At 70.9% G+C, this 13,377-nt stretch carries 16 protein-coding genes; 11 read left to right on the forward strand and 5 right to left on the reverse strand.

Annotated elements, in window-relative coordinates; all coding sequences use genetic code 11:
- Both AC3EO4_RS40365 and AC3EO4_RS40370 read left to right on the forward strand, forming a co-directional pair.
- Window positions 1-200, forward strand: a 200-nt coding sequence (locus AC3EO4_RS40365) for an SCO5555 family protein (RefSeq protein WP_431900741.1), incomplete at its 5' end; no start/stop codon positions are given.
- 102 nt (window positions 201-302) lie between these two features.
- Window positions 303-602 carry an HU family DNA-binding protein gene (locus AC3EO4_RS40370; protein WP_358126422.1) on the forward strand — a complete coding sequence of 100 codons (300 nt, stop codon included), beginning with the start codon at window positions 303-305 and terminating at the stop codon, window positions 600-602.
- Window positions 603-688: 86 nt separating this feature from the next.
- Here the strand turns inward: AC3EO4_RS40370 and AC3EO4_RS40375 are convergent, their stop codons facing one another.
- Window positions 689-892 carry a hypothetical protein gene (locus tag AC3EO4_RS40375; RefSeq protein ID WP_379576065.1) on the reverse strand — a complete coding sequence of 68 codons (204 nt, stop codon included), beginning with the start codon at window positions 890-892 and terminating at the stop codon, window positions 689-691.
- Window positions 893-948: 56 nt separating this feature from the next.
- Between AC3EO4_RS40375 and AC3EO4_RS40380 the strand changes: the two genes are divergently transcribed.
- Complete coding sequence (locus AC3EO4_RS40380; protein ID WP_431900744.1) at window positions 949-2,181, forward strand: MFS transporter; 1,233 nt, start codon at window positions 949-951, stop codon at window positions 2,179-2,181.
- Here AC3EO4_RS40380 and cofC read toward each other — a convergent pair.
- The gene (cofC, locus tag AC3EO4_RS40385; protein WP_379576063.1) at window positions 2,153-2,791 is read right to left on the reverse strand and encodes a 2-phospho-L-lactate guanylyltransferase; all 639 of its coding nucleotides are present in this window, start codon (window positions 2,789-2,791) and stop codon (window positions 2,153-2,155) included. The genes AC3EO4_RS40380 and cofC overlap by 29 nt on opposite strands.
- A 56-nt stretch (window positions 2,792-2,847) precedes the next feature.
- On the opposite strand from cofC, the gene AC3EO4_RS40390 reads away from it, so the two are divergent.
- Genes AC3EO4_RS40390 through AC3EO4_RS40405 form a run of 4 tightly spaced genes read left to right on the forward strand, consistent with a single transcriptional unit; the run spans window position 2,848 to window position 6,642 of the window.
- On the forward strand, window positions 2,848-3,582 hold the full coding sequence (locus tag AC3EO4_RS40390; protein ID WP_431900745.1) for a lysophospholipid acyltransferase family protein: 735 nt from the start codon (window positions 2,848-2,850) through the stop codon (window positions 3,580-3,582).
- 5 nt (window positions 3,583-3,587) lie between these two features.
- On the forward strand, window positions 3,588-4,598 hold the full coding sequence (locus AC3EO4_RS40395) for an NAD(P)H-dependent glycerol-3-phosphate dehydrogenase (protein WP_379576061.1): 1,011 nt from the start codon (window positions 3,588-3,590) through the stop codon (window positions 4,596-4,598).
- The gene (locus tag AC3EO4_RS40400; RefSeq protein ID WP_379576060.1) at window positions 4,595-5,536 is read left to right on the forward strand and encodes a PLP-dependent transferase; all 942 of its coding nucleotides are present in this window, start codon (window positions 4,595-4,597) and stop codon (window positions 5,534-5,536) included. The genes AC3EO4_RS40395 and AC3EO4_RS40400 overlap by 4 nt, the downstream gene beginning before the upstream one ends.
- A gap of 11 nt (window positions 5,537-5,547) precedes the next feature.
- Window positions 5,548-6,642 carry a D-alanine--D-alanine ligase family protein gene (locus tag AC3EO4_RS40405; RefSeq protein WP_379576059.1) on the forward strand — a complete coding sequence of 365 codons (1,095 nt, stop codon included), beginning with the start codon at window positions 5,548-5,550 and terminating at the stop codon, window positions 6,640-6,642.
- Window positions 6,643-6,713: 71 nt separating this feature from the next.
- On the opposite strand, the gene AC3EO4_RS40410 is transcribed toward AC3EO4_RS40405, so the two are convergent.
- Both AC3EO4_RS40410 and AC3EO4_RS40415 read right to left on the reverse strand, forming a co-directional pair.
- On the reverse strand, window positions 6,714-7,136 hold the full coding sequence (locus AC3EO4_RS40410; protein WP_379576058.1) for a DUF3515 family protein: 423 nt from the start codon (window positions 7,134-7,136) through the stop codon (window positions 6,714-6,716).
- On the reverse strand, window positions 7,133-7,366 hold the full coding sequence (locus AC3EO4_RS40415; protein WP_354909576.1) for an Lrp/AsnC family transcriptional regulator: 234 nt from the start codon (window positions 7,364-7,366) through the stop codon (window positions 7,133-7,135). The genes AC3EO4_RS40410 and AC3EO4_RS40415 overlap by 4 nt, the downstream gene beginning before the upstream one ends.
- A gap of 123 nt (window positions 7,367-7,489) precedes the next feature.
- On the opposite strand from AC3EO4_RS40415, the gene AC3EO4_RS40420 reads away from it, so the two are divergent.
- From AC3EO4_RS40420 to thiD, 3 genes are all read left to right on the forward strand, one after another.
- Window positions 7,490-8,458, forward strand: coding sequence for a thiamine-phosphate kinase (locus AC3EO4_RS40420; protein WP_379576057.1), 969 nt, complete (start codon window positions 7,490-7,492; stop codon window positions 8,456-8,458).
- A 101-nt stretch (window positions 8,459-8,559) separates the two neighbouring features.
- The gene (locus AC3EO4_RS40425) at window positions 8,560-10,338 is read left to right on the forward strand and encodes a hypothetical protein (RefSeq protein ID WP_431900751.1); all 1,779 of its coding nucleotides are present in this window, start codon (window positions 8,560-8,562) and stop codon (window positions 10,336-10,338) included.
- Between the two features lie 17 nt (window positions 10,339-10,355).
- Complete coding sequence (gene thiD, locus AC3EO4_RS40430) at window positions 10,356-11,144, forward strand: bifunctional hydroxymethylpyrimidine kinase/phosphomethylpyrimidine kinase (RefSeq protein ID WP_379576055.1); 789 nt, start codon at window positions 10,356-10,358, stop codon at window positions 11,142-11,144.
- A gap of 269 nt (window positions 11,145-11,413) precedes the next feature.
- On the opposite strand, the gene rpmB is transcribed toward thiD, so the two are convergent.
- Window positions 11,414-11,599 carry a 50S ribosomal protein L28 gene (gene rpmB, locus AC3EO4_RS40435; RefSeq protein ID WP_354909561.1) on the reverse strand — a complete coding sequence of 62 codons (186 nt, stop codon included), beginning with the start codon at window positions 11,597-11,599 and terminating at the stop codon, window positions 11,414-11,416.
- Window positions 11,600-11,793: 194 nt separating this feature from the next.
- Here rpmB and AC3EO4_RS40440 point away from each other — a divergent pair, with 194 nt between their 5' ends.
- Window positions 11,794-13,350: a DAK2 domain-containing protein gene (locus tag AC3EO4_RS40440; RefSeq protein WP_431900754.1), complete on the forward strand. Its 1,557-nt coding sequence runs from the start codon at window positions 11,794-11,796 to the stop codon at window positions 13,348-13,350.
- Window positions 13,351-13,377: the final 27 nt, after the last annotated feature.

The raw sequence follows: 13,377 nt of genomic DNA on the forward strand, positions 1-13,377 counted from the left end.
GGGGGTTGCGAGAACCCCACCGCCGCGTCCGCATGCTTCCCGCCGCCGACAGGGAGCGGTTCGCGCGCCGATATCTGGCGATCTGTGATCTCGCAAAGCGTGATCCGGACCGTGCGGCGATCCGGATGGAGGCCTTCTTGGCCGACCTGAACAGCGAATCCGACACGCCGGGTGCCCAAAAAAACGCGTCCGGTGATTGAGTTCCTTCGCAATCCCCCTTTAGATTCAACCCGTAAGGGGTTTCTCGACCGTTGGACTCGTCTGCTGGAACCCCGAGCCGTAACAGGGGGAGCGAAACCTACATGAACAAGCGGGAACTCGTCGACGCCATCGCGGACCGGGTGGGCGACAAGAAGACGGCCACGGAGGCCGTGAACGCGATTCTCGAAGCCATTCAGAAGGCCGTCGCCAGCGGCGACAAGGTCTCGATCACGGGCTTCGGCGCGTTCGAGATGGTCCACAAGCCGCAGCGCACGGCCAGGAACCCGTCGACCGGCGCGGAGATCAAGGTCGCCGAAAGCTGGGGGCCGAAGTTCCGTCCAGGCTCGGACTTCAAGGAGCTGGTCAACGCCGGGGGCAAGAAGGCCGCCAAGAAGAAGTAAGTCAGTGTGGAGCGCCCGGACACCCGATGAGGGGGTCCGGGCGTTTTTCATTGGGACGGCGGGTCGTATTGGGCACGGCGGCCGGCTCAGCCGGGCACGGGGAATGTCGACAGCGTCACGTAGGTGATCTCGCCTCCGGAAACGACGAGATTGACCCGCTGCCCCGAACGCAGCAGCCGGAGCGGCCCCGCGTCGAACGCCCTGGTGCCGAACTCCAGCACGCTTCCGTCGTCGAGGAACACCGACCCCGAACGGGTCGCCGGATCGAAACTCCGCACGGTCGCCTGCACGAGCCCAGAGTAAATGGTTTGACCCTCGTGAAGGGATCCGGTCAGGATCACGATTCGTGCCCGTCGAGCAAAACGTGTGGCGTAACTCCGCCTTCCAGCGCTTGGTAGGCGCTGACGTCCTCAGCCAGTTCGGCACCCAGGTGACGCTGGTGGCGTTACCGCTCACCGCCCTGCTCGTGCTGAACGCGGGCCCGTTCCAGCTCGGCCTGCTCACCGCGGCGGAGATGGCGGCCTTCCTGGTGATCGGCCTGCCCGCCGGGGTGTGGGCCGACCGGATGCGCCGCCGCCCGATCCTGGTCGCGGCCGACGCCGTACGGGCGCTGGCGCTGCTCAGCGTTCCGCTGGCCGCCTTCGCGGGCGTGCTGACGCTCGTCCAGCTGTACGTGGTCGCGCTGGTCATCGGGATCGGAACGGTCTTCTTCGACGTCGCGCACATGAGCCTCCTGCCGTCGATCGTGCGCACGGACGACCTGTCCAGAGGGATCGGCACGCTGGAGACGCTGCGCAGCAGCGCGTGGCTGGCCGGCCCAGGGCTCGGCGGATGGCTGGTGCAGGTGCTCACCGCGCCCTTGGCGCTGCTGGCCGACGCGATCTCCTACGCCTGCTCGGCACTGATCCTGTCGACGATCGGGGCCGAGGAGAGCGCGGCACCCCAGGAGCGGCGAGGGAGTCTCAGAACCGAGGTCGCCGAGGGGCTGAGGTACGTGCTCGGGCACCGCGTGCTGCGCCGCGTCGCCCTGGTGGGCGCGCTGAACATGCTGACCAACGGCCTGTGGGCCATCGTCCAGCCGCTGTTCCTGGTACGGGAGCTCGGCCTGGGCGCGGGGGTCTACGGCCTGATCGTCTCGGCCATGGGTGTGGGCGGCGTGCTGGGCGGCGCGTTCGCCCCGAAGATCGTCGACAGGTACGGCAACGGCGGCGCCATGTACGGCGGCGCGCTCCTGGCCGGGCTGTTCCCGCTGATCGGCGGGTTCGCCGCCGAGGGGTGGCGCGTGCTGCTCTACCCGCTCGGCCTGTGCCTGCTGACGGCCGCCTCGGTCGTCTTCAACGTCGCCCAGGGCAGCTACCGCCAGGCCGTCACCCCCGACCACCTGCGCGGCAGGATGAACGCCAGCATGCGCTTCCTCATGTGGAGCGCGATGCCGGTCGGCGGCGTCCTCGGCGGACTGCTGGCCGAGCAGGTGAGCGTGGGCCCGCTCCTCTGGGTGGCCTGCCTCGGCTCGGCCGCGGCCCACCTGCCGGTCGTCGTGTCGCCGTGGATCAGGCGTCTGAGAGTCGAAGCCGCCTGACCACCTCGGCGGTGCGCGGGCCGAGCCCCAGCGCGATGGCCGCCCGCAGGTCGTCAGGGGTGTCCACGTCGCGCCTGACCGACTCGATCCCCTCCAGGGTCAGCTCCTTGGCGCCGCCGGCCAGATGTCTCGCCCTCGACTCGCCGCCGAACCGAGGGGTGAACGGCAGGCCGGGCCGTACGCCGTAGAAGGTCGTGCCGATGTCGAGCGCGTCGGGGACGAACGACTGGTCGAACTCGGCCGCCGCCTCCAGCACCGTGGCCAGCTCGGCGGCGCGCAGCGCGGGCAGGTCGGCCTGGAGCGCGCCGATCGCGTCGCCGGGAGCCAGCCGTACGGCATGGGCGGCCCCCGCGCGGAGCGCGGTGTTGAGACCCCGGTCAGGATCGGGGACGACCACGGCTCCCAGCTCGGCGAGGGGTCCCGCGGCCGCGGGGTCGGCCGTGACCACGATGACCCGGGCCACAGGGGCGCTCGCCAGCGCCGCGGAGAGCGTGTCACCGGCCACCGCGACCGCCAGGGCGGTCCTGTGCGGTCCCGTCGCCGCGGCCAGCCGGGTCTTGGCCGCTACCAGCGTCTTCACCGGGATGACGAGTGACCAGCGGATGCTCATAGGCTTAAGCATCTCGTCTCGACATCCCGCGCGGCCAACCGGGAGACTTGGGGCGCATGCCGTCTCTCTTGGAGGAGTTCATGAGCCGCCCCGGCCGACCATCGCGCTTCTGGGAGACGTTCGCCGTCGTGATCGTGAAGCCGCTCTCGTGGCTGCTTGTCAAGAAGGACTGGCGCAAGGGCGAGCTGATCCCCAAGACCGGCGGCATCATCATCGCGACCAACCATCTGTCATGGACCGATCCTGTCCTGCTGTCGCACTTCCTCTACAACAACGGCCGCTGGCCGATCATTCTCGCCAAAGCCGCCCTGTTCAGGGTCCCACTGCTGAAGGTCGCGGTGCGCTCGCTGCTGGCGATCCCCGTGGACAGGGGCACCAGTGAGGCGGCCAGGTCGCTGGAGATCTCCGAGCAGCGGCTGCGCGACGGAGGCGTGATCCTGTTCTATCCCGAGGGCACCGTCACGCGCGATCCCGGCCTGTGGCCCATGGTCGGCAAGACGGGCGCGGCCCGGCTGGCGCTGCAGACGGGCGCGACGGTGATCCCCGTGGCGCACTGGGGCGCGCACGAACTGTTGCCCTACGGGGAAAAGAAGCCGAGACTCTTTCCTCGCAAGACGTTCTCCGTGAGGGTCGGACCACCCGTCGACCTGTCGAAATACAAGGGGCAGCCGTTGCGAGGGCCGGTGCTGCACGAGGCGACCGCCGACATCATGGCCGCGATCACCGTTCAGCTCGCGGAAATCAGGGGAGAGAAAGCTCCTGAGACCCCTTACGACCCGGCGAGGCGGTGAAGCGGATGACCAAGGCCGCCGTGTTCGGCACCGGTTCGTGGGGCACCACGTTCGCCATGATCCTGGCGCGGGCCGGGGTGCGCACCACGTTGTGGGGCCGCAGGGCCGAGATCGTCGAGGCGATCGACAGCCGCCACGAGAACCCCGACTACCTGCCCGGCATCCTGCTGCCGGAGACGTTGCGCGCGACGACCGACCCGGCGAAGGCGCTCGACGGCGCGGACTTCGTGGTCCTCGGCGTCCCTTCGCAGACGCTCAGGCAGAACCTCACCCTGTGGAAGCCGTACCTGCCCGAAGAGGCCGTGCTGGTCAGCCTCATGAAGGGCATCGAGCTCGGCACGACCAAGCGGATGAGCGAGGTCATCTGCGAGGTGGCCGAGGTGCCGCAGGAGCGGGTCGCGGTCGTGTCAGGTCCCAACCTGGTCGGTGAGATCGTCAGGGGTCAGCCCGCGGCGACGGTCGTGGCCTGCCCGGACGAGCGGACCCTCGAACGCCTGCAGGAGGCCTGCCACGTGCCGCCGTGGTTCCGTCCCTACACCAACCCCGACGTCGTGGGCGTCGAGCTGGGCGGCGCGGTCAAGAACGTGATCGCGCTGGCGGTGGGGGTGGCGGCGGGCATGGGCATGGGCGACAACGTCGGCGCCATGCTGATGACCCGCGGCCTCGCCGAGATCTCCCGTCTGGGCGCGGCGCTCGGCGCCGACCCGCACACCTTCGCGGGCCTGGCCGGGATGGGCGACCTGGTCGCCACCTGCACCTCGCCGCTGTCGCGCAATCGCACCTTCGGCGAGAACCTGGGCAAGGGCATGACGCTGGCCGAGGTCGTCGCGGTCACCAAGCAGACGGCCGAGGGCGTCAAGTCCTGCGAGTCGGTGCTCGAGCTGGCCAGAAAGCACGACGTGGAGATGCCGATCACCGAGGTGGTGGTGGGCGTCGTCCACGACGGCATGACTCCCGAGGAAGCAGGGGTGCTGCTCATGTCGCGCACCCCCAAGCCGGAGAGATACGGCGTGTGAGAGAGAACACCCGGTGCGTCCGCGCGCCCGCCGAGGGAGGATACGCCGCGGCGGTGGCGGCCCTCGAGGGCGCGGCCGCACCAGAGAACGTGGCGGGCAGGGCCTTCGCCACGGGCGACGCGGCCCTGGCCGCCGTCCTGCTGACGTTCCTGCGCGGCGGCGCGCACGTGATCGCCCCCGCTCCGGGGGCCGGCGTGATCGCCAACGTGCTCGGCAGGTTCGGCGTGAGCGCCGACTTCGTCGACACAGGCGAGCTGTCCTCCGTACGGCAGGCGATCCGCGGCAACACGAAGATCATCTACGTGGAGACGCTGTCGGACACCGCCGTGGCCGACCTGCGCGGGCTGTACCGCCTGGCCAGGGAGGCGGGGGCGATGCTCGTGGTCGACTCCACGCTGGCCACACCCGTCGTCTGCCGCCCGCTCGAACACGGCGCCGATTTGGTCCTCCACTCGACCGCCCCGCTCCTCGGCGATCGTGACGGCGGTGTCGTCGTCGGCCGGCACGACCTCATGCACAGGCTCACCGACGACCTCGGCGCGCCGCTCTCTGCCGCCGACGAGCGCGCGTTGCTCGGGGCGCTGGAGACGCTCACGCTGCGGGTCAGGCGCAGGTGCGCGACCGCCATGGAGTTCGTCGCCGCCGTGGCCAAGCATCCCGCCGTCGCGGCCGTCGGCTACCCGGGCCTTCCCCACCATCCGGGACACCGGCTGGGACGCCTGCTGTTCGACTCCGGCCCCGAGGGCACGCGGTTCGGTTCGCGCGTGAGCATCACGCCACGCGGAGACGCCGACGACCTCGTCAAGTCGCTGAGGCTGATCGGCAACAGCACGACGGCCGTCAGGCGAGGGGCCGCGGTCCGCTTCACGATCGGGCTCGAGGACGTCGAGGATCTGGTCGCGGACGTGACACGAGCCCTTGACTCCCAAGCAGGGTAGATTCGGGCGACATGAGCAAGCCACGCGTCGCGGTCGTTTTCGGTGGTCGCAACTCTGAGCACGCCGTCTCCCTCATGGGGGCGGGCAGCGTGCTCGAGGTGATCGACAGGTCCAAGTACGAGGTGATCCCCATCGGGATCGCCCAGGACGGCCGGTGGGTGCTCGCGGCGAGCGACCAGCAGTTCGCGATCGAGGACGGCAAGCTGCCCGTCGTCGACACCTCGGGCGCCGAGCTCGCCCTGCCGTCCGGCGAGGCGGCGCTGGTCGCCTACGAGCAGGGCAGCATCCCCGTCGAGCTGGGCTCGGTCGACGTGGTCTTCCCCGTCATGCACGGCCCCTTCGCCGAGGACGGCACGATCCAGGGGCTGCTGGAGATGGCGGGAGTGCGTTACGTCGGCTCCGGCGTGCTGGCCAGCGCGGTCGGCATGGACAAGGGTTACATGAAGACCATCCTCGCCTCCGCCGGGCTGCCCATCGGCCGCTACGTGGTGGTGCGCGAGCGCGACTGGCGACTCGACAGGGACCGCGTGGTCAAGGAGGTCGAGGAGCTCGGCTGGCCCGTGTTCGTCAAGCCGGCTCGAGCGGGGTCGAGTCAGGGCATCTCCAAGGCGCACGACCTGGCGTCGCTGGAGGCGGCCATCGAGGTCGCCCAGGCGCACGACCCGAAGATCCTGGTCGAGGCGGCGATCGTGGGGCGCGAGATCGAGTGCGCGGTGCTGGAGTCGCTCGGCGACGAGCCGCCTGCCGCCTCCGTGCCGGGCGAGGTGCTCGTGGAGGGCGGCCAGGAGTTCTTCGACTTCGAGGCGAAGTACTATCCGGACCAGATGTCGCTGGCCGTGCCGGCCGACATCCCTGCCGACAAGACCGAGGAACTGCGCGCGATGGCGGTGCGGGCCTTCGAGGCGCTGGGCTGCGAGGGGCTGTCGCGGGTCGACTTCTTCTACACGCCCGACGGGCGGCTGATCCTCAACGAGATCAACACGATGCCGGGCTTCACGTCGCTGTCGGTGGCGCCGCAGCTGTGGGCGGCCACGGGGCTCAGCTACGCGCAGCTGGTGGAGCGCCTCATCCAGCTCGCGCTCAGTCGCCGCGCCGGCCTCCGCTGAGCCGTACGGCGCGTCACCCGCGCGTCGTACGACCGCCGGCCGGTCCCCGAGGAGTGGGCGGCCCTGACGAGTCAGCCGGTGGCCTTCTTGATCGGCTCGGCCAGGTCGATCAGCACGCTGGTCGCCTCGTGCGTCTTCGCGATCGTCACCTCGACGTAGGCCGTGTCCGTCACCGCCGTGAACAGGGTCGGCGCAGAGGGGTCGGCGAACCAGCCGACCCCATCGAGCTCAGCCAGCTGGTCGGTGGCCGCCATCCTCGCGGGCCGGGGCACCCCGCACCGCAGCGCGATCTCCGCCGACCCCCACACCGCGACGTACGGCGATTCGGGCGTGGACGCCATGCGGCCCGCGCCGTCGACCTTCTGCGGCAGCAGGCCCGAGAGCTTCGTGCACGCCGCGACGGCCTCCCCCTCGGGGACGGGCGGTTCGACCTGCACGGCGCCGCCGCACCCGGCGAGGAGGAACAGCGCCAGGATGGCAACGCCTCGTTTCATATATGGACAATAGGGCACGTCAGCGTACGCGTTATGCCTTCCACGGCCTGGATCTGCGCGACGACCAGCTTGCCGAGTTCGTCCACGTTGCGGGCCTCGGCGCGCACGATCACGTCGTAGGGCCCCGTCACGTCCTCGGCCTGGGTGACCCCGGTGATGCCGGAGATCTCACGGGCCACCGCGGCGGCCTTGCCGACCTCGGTCTGGATAAGGATGTACGCCTGCACCATTACGTCCTCCCGGGCGATTGGATCAGCGCCGAAGGGCCACCGTACCCTGTGTGCCACCTCATGAGAAATGTGGGTTTGTATTCATGCCATACGGTGGCTGGCGGTTTGGCGGGAATGTCTCTCATGAGCAGGAGGTGCGTCATCACAGTCGGAGATCTCGGCGAGTTCGGAGTTGTAGCGCGCATTGCGCGGCGCCTGCCACAGGGCGAGAGTGTGCTCCTCGGTCCCGGTGACGACGCCGCAGTGGTGAAAGCGCCCGACGGGCGCGTCGTGGTGACAACGGACTTGTTGATCGAGGGTAGGCACTTTCGTCGCGATTGGTCCAGCGCCTATGACGTAGGTAGGAAGGCTGCAGCACAGAATCTTTCCGATATCGCCGCGATGGGGGCGATTCCGACCACGCTCGTGGTGGGGCTCGGCATGCCGGCTGACGTTCCCGTGGAGTGGGTCGACGGGCTCGCCGACGGATTCAGGGACGAGTGCGCGCTGGTCGGGGCAAGCGTGGCCGGCGGTGACATCGCCGGCTCCGAGCTCGTGGTGATCGGTGTGACGGCCCTCGGCGATCTCGCTGGGCACGCGCCCGTCACCCGTTCGGGGGCGCGTCCCGGCCACGTGGTCGCCTACGCGGGACGGCTGGGCTACGCGGCGGCCGGGCTCGCCCTCCTGGGTGCCGGGATCGTTCCAGCCGACGGGCCGCTCCTGGAGGCCGTCGAGGCGCACAGGAGGCCGCGGCCGCCGTACGGGCAGGGGCCTGAGGCGGCGCGCCTGGGCGCCACGGCGATGCTGGACGTCAGCGACGGGCTGCTTCAGGACCTCGGGCACGTGGCCGAGGCGAGCGGAGTGGGCATCTCGCTGGATCCCGCCGCCTTCCCCGTCGGAGAACCGGTGGCGGCCGCCGCCAAGGAGCTCGGGACCGATCCGCTCGACTGGATTCTCACGGGTGGCGAAGATCACGCACTGGCGGCGATCTACCCGCCAGAGGTACGGCTGCCGCCCCACTGGACCGTCGTCGGGCGGGTGAGCGACGGGGCGAATGTCAAGGTCAGCGGGCGCGCGACAGGGCCCGGTGGATGGGACCACTTCAGAGCGTGAAAGAGCCGTTCCGAGAAGATACCCCCGGGAAAGTTGTGACAAACGCGTATTAAAGATGTTATTAAGATGGGCGGCCCATGTATCCGGCAGGAAGGGCAGACATGGCCCGCCACGGCACCGGCGAACCAGAGAACGCGTGGAACCAGGGGGGACGCGACTCGGAAGACCCCCGGGAGGCGGACTTTCGCTCCTTCGACGACCCCATCGCCACGGGGGCCTTCATGGCGCCTGTGGCCGATCAGGCAGGGTGGCCCGCGCCGCCCGACCAGATCGACCAGCAGTTCCAGGCGGGCCCCTCGACGGGGGAGTGGGCCATGCCGCCGCAGCAGCCCGACGTCCCTGGCGGACCGGCCACGGGACCCATGTCGGCTCATGACGCTTTCGGCGGTCCCGTGTCCGCCTTCGGCGGCGGCCCTTCGGCCGGCGGACCCTCGCCCTTCGACGACCGGGGCACCGGTGGCCGGGGCTTCGAGGGGCGTCGCGGTTTCGACGACGGGGACTATGACGACGCCGCGTTCGGCGACCACGGCTTTCGCCACCCTGGCCACAGCGGCTCGGCCTTCGCCGGCTCCGGCCACGGTGGCCCGGCGCTCGGCGATCCCGGCCACGGCTCGGCCTTCGGCGATCCGGGTCACGGCGGCGCGGCGTTCGGCGATCCGGGTCACGGTGGCGCGGCGTTCGGCGATCCCGGCTTCGGAGAGCCCGCCGCGGGGCGCGGCCCAGGACATCAGGGCTACGGCGACGCCGCCTTCGGCGGGTCAGGGACAGGCGAGCCGCCCTCCGGCGGGACGCCGTACGGCGGGCAGGGCTTCGACGATGCGGCCGGGCCCGCGATGGCGCCGACGGCCGTCCACAGCTCGCCCAACGACCGGCTCGTGGCCACAGGGCCGCCCAGGCAGCCCGTGGCCGCATGGGAAGAGGCCCCAGAACCCAACGAGACGGCCTTCCTCGGCTCGGCCGGATGGGGGGACGACAACGCCGGCTGGGACGACGATCCCGAGGACAAGTCGTCGCGCAGGCGACGCGGCAGGCGCCGTCCCGACGCCGAGACCCGCGAGCCGGGGCAGAAGGGGCGCGGCAAGATCGCGCTGCTGTCGGTCGCGGCCGTCGCCATCGTGCTCGGCGGCACCGTCGTCGGCGTGCGGATGGTGAGCTCTTCCGGCGAGGCGCCCAAGGCCGGCGCGGTGTCGTCCAGCAAGCCCGCTCCATCCGTCTCCGAGACCGCCGAACCCGAACCGGGCGTCGAGGTGAGCGAGCCGGCCACCGACGACGGCGCCGTCGCGGAGCCCACCGAGGAGCCGTCCGAGGAGCCGTCGGCCACCAAGGTCGTCTCCCGGCCCCGACCGACGGCCACCGCCGCCGAGCGGGAGCCCCGCCGTACCACCACGCCGCGGCCGACGACCCGGCCCACCAAGCCGCCGGTCATCGAGGACGGCGATCCCACCGAGGAGCCCACGCCGTCGGCCGACCCCTCCAACATGCAGGAGGCGGACGCCACCGGCCAGCCGGGTGTCCCCGACCCCGTCACCAGCTCCACCTCCGGCACCGGATCCGGCTCAGGCTCGACCGGCAGCGGCGGCGCCGCGGTGAACGTCACCTTCGACGTCGTCAGGCAGCGCCTGGCCGGTTACACCGCCGAGCTGCAGGTCGTGAACGAGTCGGCCCGAGCGCTGACCGACTGGACCGTCAGCGTCCCCGTGGTCGGCACCGTCTCCGCGGTGCAGGGCGCGCAGTGGATGCAGGACGGCGGCCTGCTGGTCATCCAGCCCGGCACGACGCTGGCGGCGGGCGAGTCCGTGCAGGTCACCTTCACCGCGCTGGGCCGCCCTGACAACCCCGAGTCCTGTGGCCTGGTCGGCGGGGAGTGCACGGTCGGCTGAGTGGTTGGATGGACGGCATGACCCCTCCTCGCGTACTCACCGTCGCCGGATCCGACTCCGGCGGCGGCGCTGGCATCCAGGCGGATCTCAAGACGATGCTGGCGCTCGGCGTCCACGGCATGAGCGTCATCGCCGCCGTGACCGCTCAGAACTCCATGGGCGTCCAGGGGTACTGGGAGCTGCCGCCCGAGGCGGTGCGCGCCCAGCTCGACTCGGTGCTGAGCGACATCGGCGCGCAGGCCATCAAGACCGGCATGCTCGCATCGCCGATCCTGGTCGAGACGGTGTCCGAGGCGCTCGCCGCTGCGGGGGCGCCCGTCGTCGTCGACCCCGTCGGGGTCTCCAAGCACGGCGACTCGCTGCTCGCTCCTGAGGCGGTCGGCACGCTCAAGACGCGGCTGCTGCCGATCGCCACGGTGGTCACGCCGAACCTGTGGGAGGTCGAGCAGCTCACCTCGGTCAAGGTGGAGGACGAGAGCGGCCTGCGCCGCGCCGCCGACTCCATCCTGGAGCTCGGCCCCACGTGGGCGCTCATCAAGGGCGGACACCTGCCTGGCGAACCCGTCGACCTGCTGACCGACGGCACCGAGGAGTACCGTTTCACCGCGCGGCGGCTGGACAACAGGCACACTCACGGCACGGGCTGCACGCTCGCCTCGGCCATCGCCTCCCGCCTCGCGTACGGCGACGACGTGCCGACGGCGGTGGGCAGGGCCAAGGAGTACGTCACGGGCGCGATCGGCCGCGGCTTCCCTCTGGGCGACGGCATCGGCCCCGTCGACCACGCGTGGATGTGGCGCTCCTGAGCCTTCTGGCCCCTCCGGACCTCGGCTCAGCCTCTCTCGCGGGCCGGGAGGCAGGCGTGCTGCCGCTTCCGCCCCTCGCCGGGCTCCTCCAGTACTCACCGGGCTCCTCCAGTAGTCGTGCGGTGACGACCAGCCCGGCCTTGGCTCGGCGACGCGATCGGGCGCCAGCGGATGGACTCCGACGCACACCGGAACGTAGCCCGATGATCCCGGGAACGCCGAAAGCCCGGCGCTCAACCGAGCGCCGGGCTTTCGGAAAGTCGTGAAGACTAGCGGGCGACCTTGCCGGCCTTGATGCACGAGGTGCACACGTTCAGCTTCTTCGGCGTACCGCCCACGACCGCGCGAACCGTCTGGATGTTGGGGTTCCAACGACGACGGGTGCGACGGTGGGAGTGGGACACGTTGTTACCAAAGGTCGGGCCCTTGCGGCAGACATCGCAGACGGAAGCCACGGTATCGCTCCTTTTCAGTCGATAAGCCCAATCCGCATTGGTGTTTCGGGCGGAGGGCATGCCGGGGACAACCGGCCAGCCAGACGAGGATATCCGATCCGCACCCCTGACCGCGAACTCGCGCGGCGGCAAGTGGATGTTGGGGATATTCTCCGCAAGAAACGCTAGCGCATCGGGGCTGCGAGGGAGCACATATGGAGGTTCTCGACCCGCCCGCGGTACGCCGCTGGGTCAGGCTGGCCGCCGACGCGCTGGGGACGGCGAGGGCGGACATCGACGCGCTCAACGTCTTCCCTGTGGCCGACGGCGACACGGGCACCAACCTGCACCTCACCATGATCTCGGCGGCCGAGGCGGTCGAGGCGCTGCCGGAGGACGTGGGGGCGGCCGTGGTGTGGCAGACCCTGGCGTACGGCGCGCTGGTCGGCGCGAGGGGCAACTCGGGCGTGATCGTCAGCCAGGCGCTCAGGGGCATGGCCGAGGTGCTGAAGGAGCGCGAAGGCACCGCCACCGACCTGAGGGAGGGGCTCGCGAAGGCCGCCCTGCTGGCCAGGGGCGCGGTGGCCAGGCCGGTCGAGGGGACCGTGCTGAGCGTGCTGGAGGCGGTCGCCGCGGGCGCCGGCGAAGGCGATCTCGACGCGACCGCGCGCGAGGCGGCCGCGGAGGCGAGGGCGGCGCTGCGCCGTACTCCCGACCAGCTGGACGTGCTGGCCCGCAGCGGGGTGGTCGACGCGGGCGGCGCGGGCGTGGCGATCATCATGGAGGCGCTCGCCGAGGTCGTCACCGACTCCTACACCCAGCGTTACGACGTTCCTGCGCCGAGCAGGCGGGTCGCGCCGATGACCGAGTCAGGCGCAGGCTACGAGGTGATGTACCTGCTCGACGCCGAGGACGAGGCGGTCGGCAAGCTGCGCGCCGAGCTGGACACGCTCGGCGACTCGCTGGTGGTGGTCGGCGGCGACGGGCTCTGGAACGTGCACGTCCACGTCGACGAGGCGGGTCAGGCGATCGAGGCGGCGCTGCGTGTGGGCAGGCCGCACCGGATCAGGGTCACCTACCTGGCCGCGCCCGCCCGCACGCACCGGGCGGCAGGCGGCAGGGGAGTGGTGGCGGTGGCCGCGGGCGACGGGATCGCGGCGCTGTTCGAGGAGTGCGGGGCCGTCGTCGTACGGCGGGAGCCCGGCTCGAGCCCCTCCCTGCCCGCGATGCTGGCGGCGATCCGCGAGTCGGGCAGCGAGGTGGCTGTCCTGCCGAACGACGAGGGCGTCCGCGCGGTCGCCGTCGCGGCGGCGGAGATCGCGCGCGAGGACGGCGTTGTCGTCAGCGTGCTGCCGACCAAGGCGACCGTGCAGGGTCTCGCGGCGCTGGCCGTCCACGATCCGCTGCGCCGTTTCGACGACGACGTGGTGGCCATGACGGACGCGGCGGGGCACACCCGCTACGGGCACGTGACCGTCGCCGACAGGCAGGTGCTCACCAGCGCGGGACTGAGCAGGCCAGGTGACGTGCTCGGCATGATCGACGGCGACGTCGCCGTCATCGGCGACACGCTGCCCGAGGTCGCGGTGCTGATCGTCGACAGGATGGTGGCGGGCGGCGGCGAGCTGGTCACGCTGGTCACGGGGACCGGCGCGCCTGAAAGGCTCGCGCAGGCCGTGACGGAGTTCCTGGCACGGACGAGGCCCGACGTGGAGGTCGTCGTCTACGAGGGAGAGCAGGGCGGTTACCCGCTGCTCATCGGTGTCGAGTGATTCCTGTCGGTCGCAGGCGGTAGAACT

The sequence above is a fragment of the Nonomuraea sp. bgisy101 genome, from assembly GCF_057708945.1.

Coding starts and splice junctions, on each gene's coding strand:
- cofC (WP_379576063.1), bottom strand. CDS start 2,791: ATGAGCATCCGCTGGTCACTCGTCATCCCGGTGAAGACGCTGGTAGCG.
- AC3EO4_RS40390 (WP_431900745.1), top strand. CDS start 2,848: ATGCCGTCTCTCTTGGAGGAGTTCATGAGCCGCCCCGGCCGACCATCG.
- AC3EO4_RS40405 (WP_379576059.1), top strand. CDS start 5,548: ATGAGCAAGCCACGCGTCGCGGTCGTTTTCGGTGGTCGCAACTCTGAG.
- thiD (WP_379576055.1), top strand. CDS start 10,356: ATGACCCCTCCTCGCGTACTCACCGTCGCCGGATCCGACTCCGGCGGC.
- AC3EO4_RS40425 (WP_431900751.1), top strand. CDS start 8,560: ATGGCCCGCCACGGCACCGGCGAACCAGAGAACGCGTGGAACCAGGGG.
- AC3EO4_RS40410 (WP_379576058.1), bottom strand. CDS start 7,136: ATGAAACGAGGCGTTGCCATCCTGGCGCTGTTCCTCCTCGCCGGGTGC.
- AC3EO4_RS40370 (WP_358126422.1), top strand. CDS start 303: ATGAACAAGCGGGAACTCGTCGACGCCATCGCGGACCGGGTGGGCGAC.
- AC3EO4_RS40415 (WP_354909576.1), bottom strand. CDS start 7,366: ATGGTGCAGGCGTACATCCTTATCCAGACCGAGGTCGGCAAGGCCGCC.
- AC3EO4_RS40440 (WP_431900754.1), top strand. CDS start 11,794: ATGGAGGTTCTCGACCCGCCCGCGGTACGCCGCTGGGTCAGGCTGGCC.
- AC3EO4_RS40395 (WP_379576061.1), top strand. CDS start 3,588: ATGACCAAGGCCGCCGTGTTCGGCACCGGTTCGTGGGGCACCACGTTC.
- AC3EO4_RS40420 (WP_379576057.1), top strand. CDS start 7,490: ATGAGCAGGAGGTGCGTCATCACAGTCGGAGATCTCGGCGAGTTCGGA.